At 42.9% G+C, this 21,864-nt stretch carries 22 protein-coding genes, 1 other RNA gene and 1 pseudogene; 12 read left to right on the top strand and 12 right to left on the bottom strand.

The features are described 5' to 3' along the window. The first annotated feature begins 14 nt into the window (after positions 1-14). Positions 15-431 (top strand): M67 family metallopeptidase, encoded by a 417-nt coding sequence (locus tag GK047_RS22235; RefSeq protein WP_163951844.1) that lies wholly within the window; start codon positions 15-17, stop codon positions 429-431. On the opposite strand, the gene GK047_RS22240 is transcribed toward GK047_RS22235, so the two are convergent. Genes GK047_RS22240 through GK047_RS22250 form a run of 3 tightly spaced genes read right to left on the bottom strand, consistent with a single transcriptional unit; the run spans position 425 to position 3,718 of the window. Then, complete coding sequence (locus tag GK047_RS22240) at positions 425-1,159, bottom strand: exonuclease domain-containing protein (protein ID WP_163951846.1); 735 nt, start codon at positions 1,157-1,159, stop codon at positions 425-427. The genes GK047_RS22235 and GK047_RS22240 overlap by 7 nt on opposite strands. Before the next feature lie 52 nt (positions 1,160-1,211). Beyond that, positions 1,212-2,285, bottom strand: a complete 1,074-nt coding sequence (locus GK047_RS22245) for a DUF294 nucleotidyltransferase-like domain-containing protein (protein WP_163951848.1) — start codon at positions 2,283-2,285, stop codon at positions 1,212-1,214. Between the two features lie 47 nt (positions 2,286-2,332). After that, entirely contained in the window at positions 2,333-3,718 is a 1,386-nt protein-coding gene (locus GK047_RS22250) for an ammonium transporter (RefSeq protein ID WP_163951850.1), read from the bottom strand. 304 nt (positions 3,719-4,022) lie between these two features. Here GK047_RS22250 and GK047_RS22255 point away from each other — a divergent pair, with 304 nt between their 5' ends. Both GK047_RS22255 and GK047_RS22260 read left to right on the top strand, forming a co-directional pair. Beyond that, the gene (locus GK047_RS22255; RefSeq protein WP_163951853.1) at positions 4,023-4,463 is read left to right on the top strand and encodes a MerR family transcriptional regulator; all 441 of its coding nucleotides are present in this window, start codon (positions 4,023-4,025) and stop codon (positions 4,461-4,463) included. 21 nt (positions 4,464-4,484) lie between these two features. Next, positions 4,485-5,172 (top strand): annotated as a pseudogene (locus GK047_RS22260) (zinc metallopeptidase). A 65-nt stretch (positions 5,173-5,237) separates the two neighbouring features. Here the strand turns inward: GK047_RS22260 and gltC are convergent. Further along, a complete protein-coding gene (gene gltC / locus GK047_RS22265) occupies positions 5,238-6,125 on the bottom strand; it encodes a glutamate biosynthesis transcriptional regulator GltC (RefSeq protein ID WP_163951855.1) in 888 nt (295 codons plus the stop codon). A gap of 159 nt (positions 6,126-6,284) precedes the next feature. Between gltC and tpx the strand changes: the two genes are divergently transcribed. Further along, on the top strand, positions 6,285-6,803 hold the full coding sequence (gene tpx / locus GK047_RS22270) for a thiol peroxidase (RefSeq protein ID WP_163951857.1): 519 nt from the start codon (positions 6,285-6,287) through the stop codon (positions 6,801-6,803). Positions 6,804-6,855: 52 nt separating this feature from the next. Here tpx and GK047_RS22275 read toward each other — a convergent pair whose 3' ends face one another. Then, positions 6,856-7,245 (bottom strand): DUF1499 domain-containing protein, encoded by a 390-nt coding sequence (locus GK047_RS22275; RefSeq protein WP_163951859.1) that lies wholly within the window; start codon positions 7,243-7,245, stop codon positions 6,856-6,858. A gap of 189 nt (positions 7,246-7,434) precedes the next feature. Beyond that, complete coding sequence (locus GK047_RS22280) at positions 7,435-8,781, bottom strand: Nramp family divalent metal transporter (RefSeq protein ID WP_163951861.1); 1,347 nt, start codon at positions 8,779-8,781, stop codon at positions 7,435-7,437. Positions 8,782-8,966: 185 nt separating this feature from the next. Between GK047_RS22280 and GK047_RS22285 the strand changes: the two genes are divergently transcribed. Continuing rightward, a complete protein-coding gene (locus GK047_RS22285) occupies positions 8,967-9,461 on the top strand; it encodes a GNAT family N-acetyltransferase (protein WP_163951863.1) in 495 nt (164 codons plus the stop codon). Between the two features lie 812 nt (positions 9,462-10,273). Here the strand turns inward: GK047_RS22285 and ssrS are convergent. From ssrS to cshA, 3 genes are all read right to left on the bottom strand, one after another. After that, positions 10,274-10,455: non-coding RNA, 6S RNA (gene ssrS, locus GK047_RS22290), on the bottom strand. A gap of 50 nt (positions 10,456-10,505) precedes the next feature. After that, the gene (locus GK047_RS22295; protein WP_163951865.1) at positions 10,506-11,336 is read right to left on the bottom strand and encodes a YesL family protein; all 831 of its coding nucleotides are present in this window, start codon (positions 11,334-11,336) and stop codon (positions 10,506-10,508) included. Positions 11,337-11,690: 354 nt separating this feature from the next. Then, positions 11,691-13,298, bottom strand: coding sequence for a degradosome RNA helicase CshA (gene cshA, locus GK047_RS22300; protein ID WP_163951867.1), 1,608 nt, complete (start codon positions 13,296-13,298; stop codon positions 11,691-11,693). 279 nt (positions 13,299-13,577) lie between these two features. Here cshA and GK047_RS22305 point away from each other — a divergent pair, with 279 nt between their 5' ends. From GK047_RS22305 to GK047_RS22330, 6 genes are all read left to right on the top strand, one after another. Next, entirely contained in the window at positions 13,578-14,114 is a 537-nt protein-coding gene (locus GK047_RS22305; protein WP_163951869.1) for a DUF4178 domain-containing protein, read from the top strand. Between the two features lie 48 nt (positions 14,115-14,162). After that, the gene (locus GK047_RS22310) at positions 14,163-14,852 is read left to right on the top strand and encodes a DUF4247 domain-containing protein (protein ID WP_163951872.1); all 690 of its coding nucleotides are present in this window, start codon (positions 14,163-14,165) and stop codon (positions 14,850-14,852) included. Positions 14,853-15,005: 153 nt separating this feature from the next. Beyond that, positions 15,006-15,827, top strand: coding sequence for a YitT family protein (locus tag GK047_RS22315; protein ID WP_163951873.1), 822 nt, complete (start codon positions 15,006-15,008; stop codon positions 15,825-15,827). A 131-nt stretch (positions 15,828-15,958) separates the two neighbouring features. Continuing rightward, complete coding sequence (locus GK047_RS22320) at positions 15,959-16,153, top strand: hypothetical protein (protein WP_163951997.1); 195 nt, start codon at positions 15,959-15,961, stop codon at positions 16,151-16,153. A 117-nt stretch (positions 16,154-16,270) separates the two neighbouring features. Then, positions 16,271-16,507 (top strand): Sec-independent protein translocase subunit TatA/TatB, encoded by a 237-nt coding sequence (locus GK047_RS22325; RefSeq protein ID WP_163951875.1) that lies wholly within the window; start codon positions 16,271-16,273, stop codon positions 16,505-16,507. A gap of 239 nt (positions 16,508-16,746) precedes the next feature. Continuing rightward, positions 16,747-17,916 carry a putative glycoside hydrolase gene (locus tag GK047_RS22330; RefSeq protein WP_163951877.1) on the top strand — a complete coding sequence of 390 codons (1,170 nt, stop codon included), beginning with the start codon at positions 16,747-16,749 and terminating at the stop codon, positions 17,914-17,916. Positions 17,917-17,942: 26 nt separating this feature from the next. On the opposite strand, the gene GK047_RS22335 is transcribed toward GK047_RS22330, so the two are convergent. Then, the gene (locus GK047_RS22335) at positions 17,943-18,152 is read right to left on the bottom strand and encodes a DUF3906 family protein (RefSeq protein ID WP_163951879.1); all 210 of its coding nucleotides are present in this window, start codon (positions 18,150-18,152) and stop codon (positions 17,943-17,945) included. 108 nt (positions 18,153-18,260) lie between these two features. Here GK047_RS22335 and GK047_RS22340 point away from each other — a divergent pair, with 108 nt between their 5' ends. Continuing rightward, positions 18,261-19,214 (top strand): D-2-hydroxyacid dehydrogenase, encoded by a 954-nt coding sequence (locus GK047_RS22340; RefSeq protein ID WP_163951881.1) that lies wholly within the window; start codon positions 18,261-18,263, stop codon positions 19,212-19,214. A 56-nt stretch (positions 19,215-19,270) separates the two neighbouring features. Here the strand turns inward: GK047_RS22340 and serS are convergent, their stop codons facing one another. Beyond that, on the bottom strand, positions 19,271-20,557 hold the full coding sequence (gene serS, locus GK047_RS22345; protein WP_163951883.1) for a serine--tRNA ligase: 1,287 nt from the start codon (positions 20,555-20,557) through the stop codon (positions 19,271-19,273). A gap of 307 nt (positions 20,558-20,864) precedes the next feature. After that, positions 20,865-21,833, bottom strand: coding sequence for a 6-phosphofructokinase (gene pfkA, locus GK047_RS22350; protein ID WP_163951885.1), 969 nt, complete (start codon positions 21,831-21,833; stop codon positions 20,865-20,867). Between the last annotated feature and the right edge of the window lie 31 nt (positions 21,834-21,864).

The raw sequence follows: 21,864 nt of genomic DNA on the forward strand, positions 1-21,864 counted from the left end.
TGGGGGCGTATGCGTTGATTCAAATCCAAGACGAACTTCACAAGAAGCTTATTGATTATTGTATAAGTACATTACCTTACGAAGCTTGCGGCTTCATTACAGGAACTGTAATTTCTCAAACAATTGAAGCCATATCCATGATTCCTTCGAAGAATCACGCAAGCAATCCGCGCCACCATTTCGAAATGAGTCCCCATGACATCATTCCTGTTCTTGTTAACCCTAAAACTAAGGTAATCGGAATCTTTCATTCCCATCCCACTGCGCCCCCAGCCCCGTCAGAAGCAGATATAGCAACCTTATGGCATACTTTCCCTACTTATTGGATTGTATCTCTCCAAAACCCGTTTAAACCTGAACTGCAAATCTATCAAATAAAAAAAGCCCCCCAGACCTCAATCCACAAACTTTCGTTTGTCATCGGTCAGTGATGGCTCAATAAGGCATATAAATCGCCTAATGTATCAACATCCTTAGATTTGATTTCTTCCATGAATTTAGACCATAGCTGTGCGGTCATAAGCGAGTCATCAAGTGCGTGATGACGGTTCGTTACGGGGAGCTCATAGGCATGCAAAAGCGAGTCCAAACTTAAGTTTTTACGCTTGGGCATCAGCCACTTTGCAATCATTATCGTATCCAGCACACGGTGAGACAAGCTCACTTTCGATGTCCGCCATAACGCTGCATTCAAGAAGTTTTTATCGTGACCCGTTGCATGCGCCACTAGCACCTTTTGCTGTACAAACTCCAAAAAATCGCGAAGCACAATAATTAAGTCAGGCGCCTCTGCCGCCATATCATTCGTAATTCCAGTTAATTTTACAATTTCATCAGGAATTTTACGTTTCGGATTGACAATGCTATAAAATGTTTGATCGTACTGAATCTCGCCGCCGATGACGGAAACAGCGCCAAAAGAGATAATCTCATCCCCATTATACGGATAAAAACCTGTCGTCTCTAAATCAAATACAACGAGCTCCATTGCATGCAACGGAATTTCAAACAGTGAATTTTTTCGTTGCTCCTTCAACATGGAGCGAATAAATGCCATCTGCTGAGCGCTCTGCGCGTCAAACATAGAGGTAATTGCGGGCGTAAAGCCCCCCATTTTATATAAATGCCACATCCGACCTGCTCGATGCATATCTTTCAAATTAATCCCCTCGCTTCTGACCTTCCCGCTTCCATTCGCACTAACCTTTTTCTTATTTATCTAGTTGTAATTCTATTGATTTCTTCACATATTTTTGCAAATCAATACCAACACGTAAACAAAGTTTTAAATCTTGTCTCACCTTTTTGGACAACTGATCCGCGCTAAGCTTACTTCTGGTCGTGTACATGCCATCTTCAATCTGATAAGGCGTTAGATCTCTCAATTTTAGAGCCATACAAAATGCTTGATGCCATTTATCTGCGTAACAATCAGAAATAATAGCACTCTCTGTCAACTGTTTTAATCTTCCTAATGTAGAGGATTCATGTATACCTGATTGAATGGACAATAACCGAATCCCGTTTACAATAGGAATATAAGCGCCATATTTGATATCGAAGCCACCAGCATCTTCACCGAAACGTTCTGTGATGAGATGACCGAATAACCCTAATGAAATTTTATGATGCAGTGTATTAGACAACAGATAGGTGAGTATACCGGGGTGTTCCTTAACATAGGTTAAGAAATTATCCCGAAGTCGATCCACTAGACATTTATCCCCATAAATACAGCGCATATCAGCCAAAATTAACAAATAACGCACGTTTTCCCAATCCGGCTCTTCAAACCACTCCATCATCATTAAGTTATAGTGTCCAAATGGTTTTCTCCATTGCTTATTGCTTGCAATGACATTACCTTGACAAGGCGGATAACCAAGCACATCTAAGCCCTGAAGTATACAATTCACTAGTCGAGTAAAGTAAAGCTCTAGCTCTTCCTTCGAATAATCGACGCTATCGGCATAGATCAATCCATTGTCTTGATCACTCCAAAGTGTCTGTTCTCTTCTCCCTCCACTACCAAACAAAATGAATGCATATGGGACAGGCGGCTTCCCATGTCCTTCATCTTCTAACATGTGTTCAGCCAATTGAATCGTTCTGTGAATTAATGAATCGTGGACTTCATTCACTCTCTCACCAAGCTCAAGTGAATGAGATAAAAGGAGATGCTCCCGAAACCTCTCATGCACTTGATCTCTGGTTATTCGCATCTCATCGAACTGCTCCGATAAATGAATGCGTTCCAAGATCTGTTCCACTGAGAGACGTTTCATGTTGCATCCCCTTTACATTAGTAATAAGTGTGTAGGTATTAGAAGTATTACATGGATACGCCGTTTTGACTTGCTTTTTTCATTTGTTCAGGATATCCATAAGAACCATGTTCAGATAAATCCAGACCAATAATTTCCTCTTCTTCCGTAACACGCAAACCTACTGTCACTTTAATAATACCTAGGACAATGAAGGAAAGTGCAAGCACGAATGCGAGGGTCCCGAAAACACCCAGCGCTTGAATCCCCAATTGGTGGAACCCGCCACCATAAAATAATCCCGAGCCACCAACACCGACCTTTGCCGAAAGCTCAGGAGTGGCGAACAAACCTGTTGAAAGCGTACCCCATATCCCGGCAATACCGTGTACGGAAAAAGCATAGATCGGGTCATCAACACCAGCTTTTTCAAACCATTGTGCCGTAAAGAAGGTTACAATTCCTGCAACAGCACCGATAACAATAGCAGCCCAAGTATCTACAAAAGCACAGGCTGCTGTGATGGCAACAAGCGCAGCGAGAACACCATTTAGCATACTTGGAATATCTGCTTTCCCAAAATACATCCAAGAAATAATTAATGCGGCAACCCCACCTGCTGCTGCTGCCATATTTGTCGTTAATGCAATGTAACCAAAGAACCCGTCACCCATCGCACTAAGTGTACTACCTGGATTGAATCCGAACCAGCCGATCCAGAGGATTATTACCCCAAGAACAGATAATACTTGGTTGTGACCTGGAATTAAGTTAGGCGTTTTATCTTTATTGTATTTGCCAATGCGTGGTTTTAATAGAATGGTCGCGACGAGAGCTGCTGTCGCGCCTTGAAGATGGACAACGGTTGAACCCGCGAAATCTTGCATACCCAATTTACTCAACCAGCCGCCGCCCCAAACCCAATGAGCTACGATCGGATAAATAACGACTGTGAACAAAATACCGAAAAGAAAATATACAGGGAGTTTCGCTCTTTCGGCAAATCCCCCCCATGCAATGGCTAAGGATACACCTGCGAAAGCAAGTTGAAATAAGAATTTGATACCAATAGGTACATCAGATGCAGACAAAGAACCAAATGCTGCCGTAGCTTGATCCTCTAATCCAGAAACGAAGAATCCAGTAGTTCCGAAAAACGCATTTCCGTCTCCGAATGCGAAACCAAATCCTACAGCCCAGAAAGCAATCGCACATAAACCGAATGTTAGAATTGTTTTACCTGCTACGTGTCCAGCATTTTTCATTCTAGTCGATCCTGCTTCCAATAAAGCAAAACCTGCTTGCATGAAGATTACTAAGATGGCAGCCAACATGACCCATACCGCATCAATTGCGCTTTGCAATTGAGGGATTGTAGCTTCATCTGCTGCAAACGCGAGAGTAGGGAACAATAACGCCACAATGCCGAAAGCTAACATCATTTTTTTAGCCATACAACCACTCCCTATAATGTTATATTTACTGACATACAATGAAACTCTTAGTGTCATTATATACACGTGAATGTCGTTTGACAATAGAATTTTCTCTGAAAATTAGAAAAAAAAGAAAAATAAGCTCACATGAACCATACATAATTCGTCTTTCCATTCATATAGAAGCATTTCTTCAGTAAACTGGGTGTATTACCCATCCAAAGCCCAACAAGCATCACGTTTGACTGTACGGTTTAGAATCAGTTATCATGAGTCTTAGAAGTAGATTTTGTACATAACATGGAGTAGAGGTGAATTTGTAATGGGGAATGAAGTGCTTTATAAAATCGGGGAATTAGCTCGGCTAGCCGATGTCAGTCCTCGAACCATTGATTACTACACCAAGTTGGGCTTGATCGAACCTGAGAAAAGATCAGACACGAATTACCGACTGTATAGTGATGAGACCTTAAATCGGCTCAAACGTATTGAATCGATGAAGACCGAGAAATATACGTTAGAAGAAATCAAAGCGAATTTACAGCAAATGAATAAAGTTTCTCGTGACGATGCGGTGAGAGATAAGCTAACATCAATCCAACTTCATTTAGAACAACTAATGAAAGAAGCTAAAGAACTTGGGCCCATTATGCAGCAACTTAAACCGAACCAGTTGAAGAAACTTTCAAAAATTTTAACGCAGCCAACAGCCGCCTGTATTGAAGCGCTTATTGTTCTTCTAGGTAAAAATCCGTTCTCATAATGAAATACGGAGGCATGCATAATGTTTTTTCACCCAATGGATTTTCTCATTATTATTGCATTCGGACTTCCTTGTGGGCTTCATTCCGAGTTCGTGGGACGTTTAACAAATGGTCCGAGGTTCCCATTTATTCAGGGATGACCGGGACTCAAGCAGCTAGAAGAATGTTGGATGCTAATGGACTTTACGACGTCCCTGTAGAAGCTGTTCCCGGCTCACTGTCTGACCATTATGACCCAACGGCTAGAGTAGTGAGACTGTCGGAGCCCGTTTTCTATCAAAGCTCCATATCTGCCGTGTCAGTCGCGTATCACGAGGTTGGTCATGCCTTTCAGCACAAGGTGCAATATCCAATGCTCGTCATGAGACACCAAATGTTCCCTGTCGTTAACTTCGCTTCTGGCGTTGCTCCCTTTCTGATCTTAGCAGGATTCTTATTTCAACAAGTTCCTTGGTTGCTTGGAATCGGCATTATATTCTTTGCCGCAGCCGTTGAATTCAACTCATTACCCTGCCAGTTGAATTCAACGTCAGTTCACGAGCGCGTGAATTGATGATTGCCGAGGGCTTCATTTCCAACGAGGAAGAACGCGGGGTAGCGAAAGTTCTTAATGCCGCGGCACTCACGTACGTAGCAGCAGCCTTAATCTCAGTTCTTGAGCTTCTGAAATATATGATGATCTTTAACAATCGCAGCAATGATGACTAAATAACAAAAAGCTTTCCTTTTGTGCTCTCAGGCGCACAGAAGGAAAGCTTTTATTGTTATCCAGTTTATTCATTGAAATATTCATGCAGGAAACGTCGGAACACCTCAGCCACCAATGGTAGCTTTTCACCACTTCGACTAATCAAGCCCACAGTTCGAGTTACTTGAGGATCCGTCACCCGAATTTTAGCCGGCTGCATCTTACCGCCCTCCATAAGAGCCATCGAAGGCAGCAAACTTACACCCATTCCTGCTGCAACAAGCCCTCGAATCGTATCCGTCTCTTCGCCCTCGAATGCAATCTTCGGTACGAATCCAGCTTTTAAGCATGCCTCCATCACGATCGAACGCAAGGTGTATTCTTCACTGAACATAACAAACGATTCATTCTTGAGCTGCTCTAATCGAATCGAAGTATACTCAGCTAATATATGGTTCGAAGGCAAGATTGCGTATAATTCTTCAGTTAGTAATATTTCGCCTGTGACATGTTCATGTTTTTCAGGGAAGGGAGAAATGAATGCTAAATCAATCTCCCCTTTAGTAACGTCACGAATCAAACTGGTATATGTTCCTTGGCGCAGCCTAAATTTGACGTTGGGGTGATCTTTTTTGAAAGCAGCCACCACGGAAGGAAGTAAATTAATGACTAAACTGTGGGGAAAGCCGATGCGAATCTCTCCAGCCTCCGGATCAAGAAATTCATGGATTTCTCCTACCGCTCGCTCTAGCTCCGTAAGAATGCCCTCAACTCTACTCAAGAACAAATGTCCGACCGAGGTAAGGTGCAGGTTACGACCTTTTTGTACAAACAAGTTAACGCCCAGCTCTTCTTCCAACAAATGAATTTGACGACTCACGGCTGATTGAGCAACATGAAGCTCCTCAGAAGCTTGTGTGACATGCTGTTTCCTTGCTACTTTTACAAAATACAGTAGTTGTCTTAACTCCACGCCATAAATCCTCCAACTTCTACGTCTTTCGAAACCGTTAACTCAGCTGCTACGGATCTAATTATAGCTCTACACCAACGATTGGACAACCTAACTTGAAAAAGCTTATAATAAAAATGTTGATATCTAGCATGGAAAATAGAGGAGGAAACAGTACTCATGGCACAAGAACGTACAGGTGTTGCTACCTTTAAAAGCAATCCGATTACACTCGTAGGCCCCGAAGTTAAAGTTGGAGACAAAGCTCCTGACTTTAAAGTCAACAAAGATTTATTGAATCAAGTTTCCCTCGCAGACTATGCAGGAAAAGTTAAGCTGATCAGTGTTGTTCCGTCCCTGGATACAGGGGTTTGCGATGCTCAAACTCGTCGTTTCAACGAAGAAGCAGCCGGCCTTGGCGACAACGTAGCTGTACTAACCATCAGCGTTGACCTTCCTTTTGCACAATCCCGCTGGTGCGGTGCTGCTGGAATTGACAAAGTAATTACTTTGTCGGACTACAAAACAAAATCTTTCGGAGAAGCATATGGCGTTCTGATCAAAGAACTTCAGCTTGATATGCGTTCGATCTTTGTTATTGATGCTAATGACACTGTGCAATATGTAGAATACCTAAGCGAAATGACTGCTCACCCTAACTACGAAGCAGCTGTAGAAGCTGTAAAGAAACTTGTATAATTTATAGAGATAAATAAAACAGCAAGGAGGCCTAGCTTCCCTGCTGTTTTTTCTAACCATCAATTTTATATGAGGCAAGCTTACGATCCAATTGTTTATAAATATCTATAATCGTACGATAATTCGAGCCCAAATCTCCCATAGAACCGCGTGAAGCAGAGTAAATGTCAACGGCTGTTTTTACAGGGTTAATCCCAAACAAGGTCAATGTAACATCTTGTGTTCTACCTAGCACTGTACGACGTTCGGCAAGAATTTCCCCGACACTCTGAACTTCATGAAGAAGCTTGTACCCCGGTGTTTTCTTCAGTACGGCAGTAACTTCTTCCCATACCTGTTCCTTAGGAAGCTTATAGTACCTTGTTTTGAGCAATGGATCTCTGGCTTTATCTCCGGTCGTTTCGTGACTACGAACCAATCCAATCAAAGTTCTCTTTAGCAAAAGCTTTTCCCCCCTTCAATGAAGTGTATGGACCGTTTGCCATTTCTACACTATTTTCTATCTTACCACTGTTTAACCTCAAGAAAAAGAGGGAAAGTAAAATGCCTTCGGAAATGAAGGATCCGCTCAACTAAATGAAAAAAAAGCAGCGGATGAACTTCATCCCTGCTTTTCTCACATAAAAGACCTTTATTTAAATAGAGTTCCATAAAGTAAATAGACATTCAGTGCTGCGATAATAACAGCTACAACCCAACTCAGTATGACCATCCATCGTGGAGCTACGAGTACTCCCATCTTTTTTCGATCCGATGTAAATTTGACTAGCGGGATAACAGCAAAAGATAATTGTAAGGATAAAATAACTTGGCTGAGCACGAGTAGATCTGTCGCACCGCGCTCTCCATAAATACTGATGACGATAACCGCAGGAATAATCGCGATTAAACGAGTAATTAATCGCCGTAACCAAGGCGTGAGTCGAATATTCAGAAAGCCTTCCATAACAATCTGACCAGCTAAGGTACCTGTCAGCGTCGAATTTTGTCCTGAAGCCAGAAGCGCCACCCCGAATAAAATGCTCGCTGCCCCTGTTCCAAGCATTGGACCTAGCAGCTTGTATGCATCTTGAATTTCTGCTACTTCTTGACCCACCGAATGAAAAGCCGCTGCGGCGAGTATAAGAATAGCCGCATTAACGAATAGCGCCAACATTAACGCCACCGTAGAATCAATTGTAGCGAATTTAATCGCTGAACGTTTACCTTCTACCGTTTGTTCAATCTTACGAGTTTGAACAATGGACGAATGTAAGTATAAATTATGAGGCATTACTGTAGCACCTAGAATACCTAACGCGATATACAGCATAGATGGATTTGTTATAATTTGAGTTGTAGGAATAAATCCAGCAGCTACCGCTTTAAAGTCAGGGTGAGAAAAAATAATTTCGAATACAAAACATAATGCGATGAGAACAATTAAACTAATAACCAGCGCTTCAATGTAACGGAAGCCCTTTTTTTGGAGCATGAGCACCAAGAGAACATCTAATGCAGTAAGTATGACCCCATAAATAAGAGGTATGCCAAACAATAAGTTCAAAGCAATTGCGGCCCCAATTACTTCCGCTAAATCACACGCGGCAATGGCTAGCTCACACAAAATCCAAAGCCCAAATGAGACCGGCTTGCTATAATGATCACGGCACGCCTGTGCCAAGTCTCTTCCAGTAACAATCCCCAGACGACCGGATAATGCTTGCAGGAGAATGGCCATTAAATTAGAAATTAAAATAACTGATAATAACGTATATCCGAATTGCGACCCACCTGCTAACGCAGTAGCCCAGTTACCCGGGTCCATATATCCAACAGCTACGAGATACCCAGGTCCAACAAAAGCAAGTAATTTCCGGAAAAAACTTGCTTTTTTCGGTACATGTAAACTATGATGCACTTCAGGCAAGCTAGGCATGGTAGAAGTCCTTTTCCAGCCGCTCGGTTCCTGCTCAGGCTTCTTGTAAGCCACTTCCATAGGATTACCTTCTTTCTCTTGACCAATAATGTTGTTCAGGGGAAACTTTTAAGTCTATTATACTACATAATTTTAAATTATGCTATAGGTAAAAATTTATGCCCATGAGGAAATAAGTTTCCCTCAGGAAAAACTCATACATCAAGGAATCTATAATTAACCCCATACTAAAGGAGTAGTTCCGTATGATCATTCGACAAGCTTTAACAGAAACAGATGTTTTGAACGCTTTTGACATCGAGCAAACTGTCTATTCATCTGAAACAGCAGCATCATTAGAAGCTTTTATGATGAGAAAAGAGAATTTCAGCCTTTATTTTCTTGTTGCAGAGACAAGTCATCGTCAGATCATCGGGGTAACTAATAGCGTTAAGCTCCAGCATATTCATTTGACCGATGAAAGCATTAAGCAATCTACAGCATCTACTTTGGATGGTGCTTACTTATGTATCTTAACAATTGCTGTTCATCCTGCTCATCAACGGAAAGGCGTAGCCTCTTTACTCCTTCAACAAGTCATCCAACTAGCAAGGAGAGATCTTCTAAAAGGCATTGTGCTTATGTGCGAAGAACATTTAATTGAGTTTTACGAAAAACATGGATTTGTGTATATTTCCCCTTCAACTTCTGAGCACGGAGGGATTAAGTGGCACGAAATGAGCTTAATATGGGATGTCTAAGATGCTCGATCCCCTCTACTTCAACTTCTGAGTTAATAATATGCAGTAGAAAGGCTTTGCGTTCTAATATAGAACGGCACTTCGTATTTCATTGGTTTCGATTAAGGGACTTCCCGATTATTCGTATTTTGCACAATTAAAGGAATCCGCTTACGCTTAGAAAAACCGGCGTTCCTAATTCTAAGGTGGGTCTTGCCATTTAGAATGAAGGCAAACACCGCTCTTTGAATCCAGGCATGTGGTCGGGTAGGTACGCCTGAAGCCGTGAAGCACGACCGGATTTGCTTTCCCTGCGCCTTAGTCGTAAACGGCGACAATTTCCTTAGCGTGGATGAGAAGGCGCGACTTCTGTATCACCAAGCACTTCTGTGTCGTCTTTGTCCATCCCGATACTTACCGAGCAGACGAAGATTTTCGGTTTTCTTTCGCATGGGATGATAGGTCGTTGGAGGCTCAGATGCTTTCATTGCCCTTCTGGGGTGCGATGGCTGCCGTCCCTGCCCAACTACAGAGAGAGCAAGCCAAGATGGCGTCCCGATCCCAAAACACGCGTAGGGTTCACTAGATAACGTCTACCTATCACGGAAAAGCACATCTTCCGCGGCAATTCTGGAAAGCGCTTTCGGACTCTGAACCTTCTTCAATTAATCTGAAAATGGGAAATTGCATTCAACTTTTCGTATGCAGCATTCCAGAAAACGTTCGTTCCATCAATTCAGTAAACAAGTTCAAATCAAAAAACCGTCCTTTCAGGGACGGTTTCTTCGCGAAATTTTAGATTTATTCATAAAGTAGAAGCAAAAATAGGCGCAAAAAAACCCGCCTATGCCGTCCGGTTTTGGTGCTTCAAACCCGCTCTCGCAGGTGGGTGTCCGCAGAAGTATTTTTGAGTTCCCCTTTCGAGGGCATGTCAGCCGCACTTCAATATAGGTCTCCCTAGAAACAGTCATTGGTTTAAAACAACTTAAAACCGAAACGAACATCGCAGGATTCTTCTGTATTTCTTATTATAGTGCTACACCTACAGTTTTTCAACTGGTAGGTTTACTCTCTATTCTTCTCATTTTCTTCCGATTTATGCTTACCAGTTTCTTCTTCTACATGAAGACCAACCTCATCTTTCGCTGCCTCTTCCGCGGCTGCTTCCGCAAGCCTTTGCTGTTCCTTCTCCTCAAGCTCTTGCTGCTTAGTTTGGAGCTTAGTGAAGCTTCGATTAAACTGCCAGAATGAGAATGTCGCCACGATACTTCCCATGAAGAAGACAACCAGGAACATATTCAGCTTTGTTAGACAAATATAAACAATAGCTCCATTACATAGGAGCATAACGATTGAGTTAATAGGATTGCCTATTGTGATAAGAATTGCATTTTTGACAATTTGTAATATTTTCATATGCAAATGCACTAAGATAGAAAAGAAATTAAACAAGGCAATTATCATGATAACGGTAAAAGCAATAAACAAAACCGCTAATACCTTTAGTGAACTTCCTTGCTTGAGATAAAAGAAATAGTTTACGACAATAACAGCAAAAATAATTACAAAAAAGATTCCGCCTACCATGCTCTGCACATAATTATCTTTGTACCCACGGAAAAACGTTTTAAATAAAGGTACGTCCTCTTCACCTGTTACCCATTTTCTAGCGACAGCAAACATAGCCGCGGTTGCTGGAAATAAAGTAAACGGTGCCAAAATAGCAATGAACGGCAATGTAGACATAAATGCATCTGTAGATTGGCTTACCAACCCCATAAAAGCAAAAAAGAAAACCGGAATGGAACATATTAACCACAGAAGATTAATCACCGATAAGCGCATGATCCATTCCGATATTCTGTAAAGCCCTCCCATAACTCCTCTAAACTCCAAAACTGTGTCCTCCTTAGAGTTTCCGTTTGGAAACTTTCTGCGTCAGCATAATCTTTTTGCTATTGTTATGGATTAATTATAGCCTATTTTTGCTTAGATAGGTAGACGTCTAGTCCGTGCAGATTGGATTACATAGTATAGTATTGTTAATACGATTTCTCTTTAAATCATTTCTCAGGAGGTTGATACGATGTCACATCCAGTTGGAACATCTGCAGGCGCAATCTTGGTTCTTTTCATTCTACTTGTTATCATTACTAGCTCTTTTGTTATCTAAGTTAAACACAGCTTAAAGCGCCCTTTTGCAAAGAAGGCGAAGATCCCTTAGGGATCTTCGCCTTCTTTTGGATGTTCTTATTTGTTAATGAGTGTTTCTTCGCTCTTACGAGGAGCTTTGGAACGATCACGGTTTCCGCTATTGCCATACTCACGATTACGTGAAGAGGAAGAAGAACCCCCGCCTTCACGGGAACCATACTCTCTAGCGCCGTCTTTGCGCGGATAACGGGAGCCAGAGTTATTGGATCCATAACCACCTTGACGGTCGTTTCTACGGTCTCCTGAACCACCTGAGCTTCCTGAACCGTATCCACCGCCAACGCGTCTACCAGAACTGCGCACGTCGAATTTTTTCTTTCTCGCACGGATTGGATCCTCAGGAGTAAGCTCGATTTCCACTGCTTTCTTTTCGCCAGTCAATAATTTCATTGCTGCCGCAAGCAGATTAACGGAATCGTATTGCTCCAACATTTGAATCGCTAAACCTTTGAATTCAGCTTGAGTTTCATCTTGCAGAACGTCGAGAATACGTTCAGCTGTCATTTTTTGCTTACCTTCAATAGCTTCAGCCAAGCTTGGCAAAGGCTTTTTAGTAATTTTATGACGCGTTACTTTTTCAATAAAGTGAAGGTGGTCGATCTCTCTTGGTGTTACGAAAGTCCAAGCTGTACCTTCTTTACCAGCACGCCCTGTACGACCAATACGGTGAACATAGCTTTCTGGATCTTGCGGAAGATCGAAGTTAATTACGTGTGTAACACCAGATACGTCTAGACCCCTTGCAGCTACGTCTGTAGCTACGAGAACGTCGATGCTGCCATCACGGAATTTTCTCATCACATTATCACGTTGGTTTTGGGATAAGTCACCGTGTAGACCTTCAGCCGCGTAGCCTCTTTTTTGCAAAGCTTCAGCCAACTCATCTACTCTGCGTTTAGTGCGTCCGAAGATGATTGCAAGATCTGGCGCTTCCATATCGATCAAACGGCTAAGCGCTTCGAATTTTTGTTTTTCATGCAATTCAATGTACGCTTGGTCAATCAATGGCGCACTAACATGCTTAGGGATAACCGAAACATGCTCTGGATTGCTAAGGAATTGTTGAGCCAGCTTTTGGATATTTGCAGGCATTGTTGCAGAAAAGAGCATAGTGTGACGCTCAGTCGGCACCAAGCTTAAAATGGATTGAATATCTTCCATAAAGCCCATATCCAGCATTTCGTCCGCTTCATCCAAAATAACGGTTTTTACATCATCTAACTTGATCGTTTTGCGGTTAATATGGTCAAGTAGACGTCCAGGCGTTCCGATGATGATTTGCGGCTTCTTTTTAAGAGCGCGAATTTGTTTGACGATGTCCTGTCCACCGTAAATAGGCAAAGAACGAATACCTTTGAAACGGCCAAGTTTTTCAACTTCTTCCGCAACCTGAATGGCAAGTTCTCGTGTAGGACACATGATCAAAGCAGAAATGCGCTCTTCTTTAATATTGATTTTGTTTACAAGCGGAATACCGAAAGCAGCTGTTTTACCTGTTCCAGTTTGCGCTTGCCCGATCAAATCGCGACCTTCCATGGCCAGCGGGATCGTTTTTTCCTGAATTGGTGTGGACTCTTCAAAACCCATCTCCGTAATCGCGCGTAAAATTGTTGGTTCTAAACCGAACTCTTGAAATGTTTTCAATCTATTCAATCTCCTTTTGTACAGGGCAGGCTAATGCCTTGTATCTTTTTTACCCTTAAGTACGACTTCCTATCCATATCTATAGTTTCTTGGTGGAATACACTTTCGATTCACATCATCCATGATCCAACTGGCCGCCCTTAAGAATATCTCGGATATTATACCACAGGTCCCACACACATTTCCAGAGGGTCTCTTTACTAATTAGAAACGAAACCTAATGCACAACCTAAACGTATTAGAAAGAAGAACGTCAAATGGAACAGAGGAGAGTTTTCTATGTCAATTTTTAAACGTATGAGCAACATCCTTCGTAGTCAAAAACAAGAGCCTACTGCTGCTTCCGCTGGCAACCCGCTTGAGGATGCCAAAGTCGGAGATATCGTCAATGTAGATTTGGAAGAGTACGTAATTTCCGGTAAAGTCATTTACTTTGACCGCGGTTTTGCACCACACCGATATGCATACTATTTGCAAAGCGGTAAAAATATGCAGTGTCTAATTGTTGAAAAAGGGCGAACCTATGACTGTTTCATCTGTCATTTCATTGAAGGAGCCCTAGATGATCCTAATGATGTACCGTCGCGTTTGGAACTCGACGGGGATGCTACCTTTGAGCTTGAGAATTACCGAAATGATATGTCGCGTACAGAAGGAAACACTGATTTCCGCACCGGGGATGATGTTACATTTTGGCGTTATTTCGGACCAGACGATCGTTTCTTTTTCTTACAATGGCAAGATGGGAAATTTGTCGCTTTAGAGGGAGAACGAACACCAGGGAACCAAATCAAATTTTTAAAAGCCACTCATTAAAAAAACAACGGCATCACGAACGAAGATTGGAAGGAGGGATACTCGACAGTGAAAAAGTGGACTTCAGGGCTTGCATTTGCATTGATCATTTCCCTACTGACCGCTTGCGGTGCTGATGCCGGCAGCTATATTAAGAATCAATACCCCTTGGTAAGTGCAGACGGCAATGGCAGTAATTTGTCTAAGGTATATGCCGTTGAGGGAAAAAGCGTACCTGCTGTGGCAGCCGAATTGGCCGCAAAAGAACCACCTAAGGAAAAAAGCAAAGAATCAGACGATCAGATGTTTCTGGTTTACGATAATAAAATTATTAACATTCAAAAAGACCCTAAAGACAGCAACAACACACTTGTCCAAATCGATAGTATTCAATACGCGAAGAGTCATTATGATTCATCGTTTTTGCAAGGTTTTTTGACAGCCACCATTCTTCAATCTGTCTTTGGCGGTGGTTGGTTTAACAATCGGACCTCCTATGACTATAGAGGATATACGAGGACCCCAGCCTACAGTTCAGGAGGCAGCACAACTTCTCCTAGAACCGACACTTCCAAAGACAAGTCGCCGACAACATCAGATCGAACGGGGAGTTTTAAAACCGGAACGGGCTCCTCAAACACAGGCAGCAGTTCGACCACCCGTAAAAACGATGGATCTACATCAAATAAAGTAACCAAACCTTCTGGTAGTAAACCAAGTACTAGCACACGTTCAGGTTCATTCAAAAAGCGCAAATAACTTACAAGAAAGCTGTAGTCCCGAATAAAGGGCTCAGCTTTTTTTAGTTATCAACCCCCTCATTAATTGAACATCGGTTAAATAGTTGTTGAACTTTTATAAGAATGAATTATACTGGCATTATGCTGCATACTATTTTAGAGGTGATTAGGTTTGAAAAATGCGCTAGACGTCATCGTTACTCTAGTTGGCGCACTGCTTGTTGCGGTTGGGTTCAACATGTTCTTGATTCCGCACCAGTTATTAAGCGGCGGAGTGTCGGGGATTGCAATGATTATTGGTTATTTTACGGATTGGGACATCAGCTTTCTATATTTCATTTTTAATTTGCCTCTCTTATTCTGGGGGTTAATTAAATTAGGACGCAGATTCATTATTATTAGCGTCCTTTCTGTTGTATTAACCGTGTGGTTAATGCAACTAATTCCGACTAGCTATGTGGCTCAAGCACCCATTCTTGGCGCTGTTTTTGGGGGCGTATTGATTGGTATAGGAAGCGGGATTACGTTAAGAATTGGAGGTTCAAGCGCTGGCTTCGATATTGTCGGCTCGATTCTAACAAGGCGCTATGATTTTCCTCTTGGCACTGTTCTTTCTGCGTTGAATGGCGTTGTTATTATAGCTCTAGGTTATTACAAGCAGAACTGGGATTTAGCGCTGTATTCTATGTTAGCCATTTATATTAGCGGTAAAGTTGTGGATACGATACATATTCGCCATGTTAAAGTCACTGCCTTCATTGTTACGAAACAGAAAGATGAATTGATTAAACGATTACTTCAACTTCCTCGTGGCGTCACGCTTGTAAAAACAGAAGGCGCATACACAAACCAGCAGCACGACATGCTGATGACAGTTACTACGCGATACGAGTTGGTCGAGTTAAAACGAATTATTAAAGAGCTTGATCCTAAAGCGTTCGTAAATATTGTGGAAACCGTCGGCGTGCTTGGTGAATTCCGTAAACCGAAATGAGAAATGGTGGAAACAGCCCCTTCTTTATAAAGCAGTTTGTGTTATAATAGGAATTGTTATTTCATATAGTTCTGGTTCAATCGGAGTGATTCAGGCGCAGTTCTTTTTCTAATCTTATGATTGGAAGGGTGATGCTTGTGGAGACAGTCAAGTTATCCAGGATTGTAATGAAATTAACACCGGAATTGGTTCCATTCCTCACCAGCCATGAGCTGGATTCGGAGATTGTCCTCCGTTATGGGTTAGAGGCGCTCGAAGCAAACGATGTAATGGAAATTATCCAATTTAGCATTTCTGAACATCAAAAAGAAGCCTTTTATCATTAAAGGGCTTCTTTTTTTCTTTTTAGTTTGGAATGTTAATGCGTTTGTAATAATTAGGGTGTATAGTTTATGATAAGAACATGGTAAGATAAACAAAGTTGAAATAATGGAGGTGCGCGTATGGGACCTTTTTCTGCATGGCACGTGATTTTAATTGCTGTTGTTGCACTGCTTCTTTTCGGGCCAAGCAAACTGCCTGAGCTAGGTCGCGGTTTTGGTAAAATGTTCAGAGAGTTCAAAGATGCAACGACCGGTAATGGCCTCGCTTCTTCTACTGAAGAGCAGCCGGCAGCACGCAAAGAGATTAATCCTGCTGAAGTAACCAAAACGGAATCAGGACAAGTTCAAAACAAATAAGTAAAAACACCCGGCACATATCCGGGTGTTTTTTGTTGCTTAAGACCCATTTTGTTCGAATACGTTTGTGTACGCATGAACATGCATACGGAAATGGTTCCAGGTTTATTCCTTTGTCTAATCTCACATTCTACCACAAGGCTTTCTCCTACAATTCTCTACAAATTTCCTATGTGCGGAAGTCCCTTGTTTGTTTTATAATATAGCTAGAAACATAGATAGGAGAGGACTTATTCATCATGGAAATTTTGCTCGCTTCACTAGTCATGATCTGGGGCAACGTAACGGCTTCCCACGCAGATGCCAACTTTGACCAACTTGTTCAAGCTTCTCTGGATGCTAAGAACGCGATTGTTCAGGCTGCTCCAGGTGCAGATCCTCTAGCACCAGTAAACAAACAAGACCCACAGAAAGATGCCCCTAAGGTAAAAGGTATCTACGCAACCGCTCACAGTGCCGGAGGCAGCCGCCTGAATACACTTGTGAAGCTGCTCGACGACACGGAGCTCAATTCATTAGTCATTGATGTGAAAGATGACTGGGGCTACATCACGTGGGAGACAGGGAACGCTTCTCTGGATGCAATGGGAACCACACAGAAAATTATTGCTGATATGCCTGGATTGATGAACACATTGAATGAGCATAAGATTTATCCAATTGCCCGCATTGTCGTATTTAAGGACACGTTGCTAGCGAAAAAGAAGCCGGAGCTATCCTTCGTGAACCCTGACGGTACACTTTGGGGCAATGGTAAAAATCCTCCGGATAGCTTCGTAAATCCTTATAGCAAGGACGTTTGGGACTATAACATTGAGGTTGCCAAAGAAGCCGTTAAAGCTGGTTTTAAAGAAATTCAATTCGACTATGTACGATTCCCAGAAGGCTTTGAGAAAAGAGCAGACATCCTGAAATATACGAAGGACGAACGTTCCCGCATTGACGCTGTTGCTTCTTTCGTGAAATACGCCAAAGAGCAACTGCAGCCACTTGGTGTCCGTGTCTCTGTTGATATTTTCGGCTATGCCGCTTCCGTTCCAGCAGCTGAAGGGATCGGTCAGGATTTCGAGAAAATATCTCAGAACACAGATGTCATCTGCCCAATGATTTATCCGAGCCATTACAGTACAGGTTGGTTCGGCTCTAAAGTACCAGATGCAGCCCCTTATGCAACGATTAACGGCGCCTCCAAGGATACTCACAAGAAATTGGAGGAGGTTGATAAAAAAGGAATGAAACCGATTATTCGTCCTTGGATTCAAGACTTTACCGCCTCATGGGTACCTGGTTATATCAAGTATGGCAAACATGAAGTTGAAGAGCAGGTACGCGCATTAAAAGATAACGGTGTTGATGAATTCCTACTTTGGAATGCTAACAATAACTACACCCCGAACGTTAACTATTAAAAAGACACCCTGAGGGCATCTCGCTCTCAGGGCGTCTTCGTTTCGATCACATAGCCCGAACCGGCATGGACACGCTTTTTCTCTAATACCGTTAGTTGGTAAACCTTAGGCTTAGCAATAAAGTGACGTTCCAAATGCTCTTCAGCATACTGGAATGCTTTCTCATCAGTTTCTGACAACACAATAAAATAAGCAAGTTGTTCTTGCAGCTCGATTTCCATCCGATACATAAACATGATTCGCATTGCTCCCTTATTTACATTAGAATTCAATTTGATTATCATGTTACCAGACATAGACAAGGGTTGTACAATAAAACAAATTGATAGGAGTTGTAAGGAAAAATGAATATTGTAGCTGTCACTGGTATGGATCTTACCTACTTGTGTGAACATATGCCCGAAGATTTGGCCAGTCGTGTCCATTTTCATTGGTTCAAAAACGCTAATGAAGCGAGCAAACATATCCCTGAGGCTGATGCAATTCTAACAGCAGGTCGGATGAATCCCGAAATTATGAAACAGGCTACGAAATTAAGATGGATTCAAACGCTCTCCGCTGGTGTTGATAAATTACCTCTTCAAGAATTGAATGAGCGGAATATTGTACTAACCAACGCTCGTGGTGTGCATACCGTTCAAATGAGTGAGTTTACAATCAGTCTTATGCTGCAATGGGTTCGTAGATCAAATTTGCTTCATGATCAACAACAGAAGCACGTATGGGATCATCAGATCGCTTTCGACGAGCTTTACGGTAAAACACTAGGAATTGTTGGCGCAGGAGCGATTGGCGAAGCCGTGGCTCGTAAAGCAAAGGCTTTTGATATGACGATCATCGGCTTGAATCGATCAGGAACACCTCTACCTGCATTCGATCGCACCGTTCATGGAGAGGATGGGCTTCAGCAGCTTTTATCTGAGAGTGACTTTATCGTTCTGCTTTTGCCTAGCACTTCAAAAACAAGACGTTTCTTGACCAAAGATCATCTTGGGCTTATGAAGAAAAGCGCCTTTCTTATCAACTTAGCGCGTGGAGACGTCATTGACGAACAAGCCTTAACAGAAGCTCTCCAAGAAGGCAAGCTAGCTGGTGCTGCACTGGATGTTTTTGAACAAGAGCCCTTACCCACTAATTCTCCACTATGGAGGATGGACAATGTGATTATGACACCACATATCGCAGGCTCCTCTGCTCGCTATACGGAGCGTGCATCTTCTATCGTATACCATAACATCCGTGCCTTGTTAAACGGTGACGATATGATTAACGTCGTTAATTTAACCGAAGGCTACTAGCTTAACAAAAGCGTACCCTCTCCCCACGGAACGAACGGAGAAGAAGGTACGCTTTTTTACTGGCAAGGTATCGAGGACATCCCCCTCATATAGGGTCTAAGCGCAAGTGGAATGTAGATTGATCCATCCGATTGCTGATGGTTTTCGAGGAGCGGAATCAGGATGCGAGGCGAAGCTACTGCGGTATTGTTTAGTGTGTAGCAATAATGCAGTCCACCTCCTTCGCGCTGATAACGAATTCCACTACGGCGTGCTTGGAAATCAAGTAAACTAGAAGACGAATGTGTCTCGCCATAGTTCTGTCGGCTCGGCATCCACGTCTCGATATCATATTGTTTATAATTTTTTGCACCTATATCGCCCGTACACACCGATACAATACGGTAGGGGAGTTCAAGCAGCTCCAAAATCCGCTCTGCATGTTGTGTAATTTCTTCCAGCATTTGCTCCGCGAACGCCTCATCATTTTGACAAATAATCACTTGTTCCACTTTAGCAAACTGATGGACACGGTAAAGCCCTCGGACATCTCTTCCAGCCGACCCAGCTTCCTTACGGAAGCAATTTGATACCCCCGCTAACCGGATTGGTCCTTTTGACAAATCTACAACCTCATTCGCGTAGTACGAAATTAACGGACCTTCCGACGTGCCAACCAACCATTTATTTTCATCTACCAACTCGTAGGTTTGATCCTTGCCACCAGGGAAAAACGCTGCATTCACCAAAGTTTCTTCCCGAACCATTAATGGAACGTCCATCACCGTAAAACCCTGATCGGTTAAAAGATCCAACGCTAACTGTTGAACAGCCCTATGAAGATAAAGCCCCATCCCTTTCAGATAGTAGTTCCGACTGCCAGCCACCTTCACGCCACGGGGAATATCAATGAGATCCAGTTCTTCCCCGAGTTGCACATGATCCTTCGGTTCGAATGCAAACATAGTCGGCGTTCCAACAACTTTCATCACTACATTGTCCGCGTCAGACTTTCCATTTGGCGTTCCAGCCGAAACAAGATTTGGCACTTTAAGCATCATTGCTTCAAATTGGGCCTCCTGATCTTCAAGACCAGCTTCATAGTCATTCAGCGCTGCGTTACATTGCCGCACGTGCTCCTTGAGACTCTCTGCTTCTTGAAGCTGCTTCTGTGATATTAACAATCCAATCTGAGCCGAGAGCACGTTCCGCTCTGCACGCAGCTCATCTACACGCTGCCGCAAATTCCTTCTTTGAAGATCCACGTGGAGTAGCTGCTCAACTGAAAAATCCTGAACTCCTTTGCTTCTGGCTGCTTCCGATACTCGATCTGGATGATTGCGAATCCATTTGATATCCAACATAACTGACACCGCTCCTCTTCTTTTCTGAAAAAGACAAAGAACGCCCCTGTCCGATTGGGACGAGGAGCGTTCTGCTCGCGGTGCCACCCAACTTGATGAATAAACATGCGTAAATTCATCCGCTTGGTTCCGCGATAACGGGCGGTACCGGCTTATTTAAAGAAAAGGCGCATACTTAGACGCCCTTTCCGATCATAAGCGCCTCCGAGTTGGATTCTCTTCATAGACGTAATGTCGATTTATTCTTTGTGTCGTTATTATAGCCAAAGATAATAGCAAGGTCAATCCATGAAAGCAAACTTTAAGCTTATTGGGACAAGCGCTGCGCTAACTCATAAAGTTCAGTATTAAACGCGCGTTTCGTGTTTACAACCAAATCGATATCGGTTGCGACTAATTCACCTTTCATAACGCCACAGCCTTTAGAAGAATCGCCTTCCATGAGCTTGCGTACTGCGAAGTCTCCTAGGCGGCTTGCTAATATACGGTCATTATGAGTTGGTGCGCCACCACGCTGAATATGGCCAAGCACCGTTACACGCGGCTCAATACCATTGCGCTCGGTAATCTGTCTAGCGATACCATCGCCTGTTCCTGCGCCTTCAGCGACAAGAATAATACTATGACGTTTACCGTGTGAGAAGTTGTCTTTCATCCGATTCGCCACTTCATCGATATTGATCGGAACCTCAGGCACGATGATCGTCTCAGCCCCACTGGCTAGTCCAGCGTAAAGAGCGATTTCACCGCAATGACGTCCCATAACTTCGACAACCGAAGAACGTTCGTGAGAAGTCATCGTATCTCGCAGTTTATTAATAGCATCCACAACGATACTAACCGCTGTGTCGAAGCCGATCGTAAAGTCAGTAAAAGGAATATCATTATCAATCGTTCCTGGCAAACCCATTGTCTTAATTCCTAACTTACTTAGCTTGTTAGCTCCTTGATAAGAGCCATCGCCACCGATAACAACTAATCCGTCAATGCCTCGCTTGCGCAAATTATCAGCCCCGATTTGTTGACCTTCGGGAGTTAAAAACTCTTTGCAACGAGCAGTTTGCAGGATCGTCCCTCCACGCTGAATAATATCCCCAACGCTGCGCAAATCCATTTTACGGATATCATCGTTAATAAGCCCGTGGTATCCACGTTGTACCGCGTATACGTCAAGCCCGTGGTAAAGAGCACTCCTTACAACGGCACGAACAGCCGCATTCATTCCCTGAGAATCGCCACCGCTAGTTAATACCGCAATCGATTTTACTGCTGACATTTCATATCCTCCTCCAAATTCTCCTGCATAA

This window comes from Paenibacillus sp. SYP-B3998, assembly GCF_010820665.1.
GTDB lineage: Bacteria > Bacillota > Bacilli > Paenibacillales > NBRC-103111 > Paenibacillus_E.

Excerpts from the sequence above, each read along its gene's own strand:
- GK047_RS22280 (WP_163951861.1), bottom strand. The coding sequence starts at position 8,781 with ATGGAAGTGGCTTACAAGAAGCCTGAGCAGGAACCGAGCGGCTGGAAA.
- serS (WP_163951883.1), bottom strand. The coding sequence starts at position 20,557 with ATGTTGGATATCAAATGGATTCGCAATCATCCAGATCGAGTATCGGAA.
- GK047_RS22285 (WP_163951863.1), top strand. The coding sequence starts at position 8,967 with ATGATCATTCGACAAGCTTTAACAGAAACAGATGTTTTGAACGCTTTT.
- GK047_RS22305 (WP_163951869.1), top strand. The coding sequence starts at position 13,578 with ATGTCAATTTTTAAACGTATGAGCAACATCCTTCGTAGTCAAAAACAA.
- GK047_RS22245 (WP_163951848.1), bottom strand. The coding sequence starts at position 2,285 with ATGAAACGTCTCTCAGTGGAACAGATCTTGGAACGCATTCATTTATCG.
- tpx (WP_163951857.1), top strand. The coding sequence starts at position 6,285 with ATGGCACAAGAACGTACAGGTGTTGCTACCTTTAAAAGCAATCCGATT.
- pfkA (WP_163951885.1), bottom strand. The coding sequence starts at position 21,833 with ATGTCAGCAGTAAAATCGATTGCGGTATTAACTAGCGGTGGCGATTCT.
- GK047_RS22340 (WP_163951881.1), top strand. The coding sequence starts at position 18,261 with ATGAATATTGTAGCTGTCACTGGTATGGATCTTACCTACTTGTGTGAA.
- GK047_RS22335 (WP_163951879.1), bottom strand. The coding sequence starts at position 18,152 with ATGTTTATGTATCGGATGGAAATCGAGCTGCAAGAACAACTTGCTTAT.
- GK047_RS22320 (WP_163951997.1), top strand. The coding sequence starts at position 15,959 with ATGCTTGTGGAGACAGTCAAGTTATCCAGGATTGTAATGAAATTAACA.
- GK047_RS22255 (WP_163951853.1), top strand. The coding sequence starts at position 4,023 with ATGGGGAATGAAGTGCTTTATAAAATCGGGGAATTAGCTCGGCTAGCC.
- GK047_RS22250 (WP_163951850.1), bottom strand. The coding sequence starts at position 3,718 with ATGGCTAAAAAAATGATGTTAGCTTTCGGCATTGTGGCGTTATTGTTC.
- GK047_RS22330 (WP_163951877.1), top strand. The coding sequence starts at position 16,747 with ATGGAAATTTTGCTCGCTTCACTAGTCATGATCTGGGGCAACGTAACG.
- GK047_RS22325 (WP_163951875.1), top strand. The coding sequence starts at position 16,271 with ATGGGACCTTTTTCTGCATGGCACGTGATTTTAATTGCTGTTGTTGCA.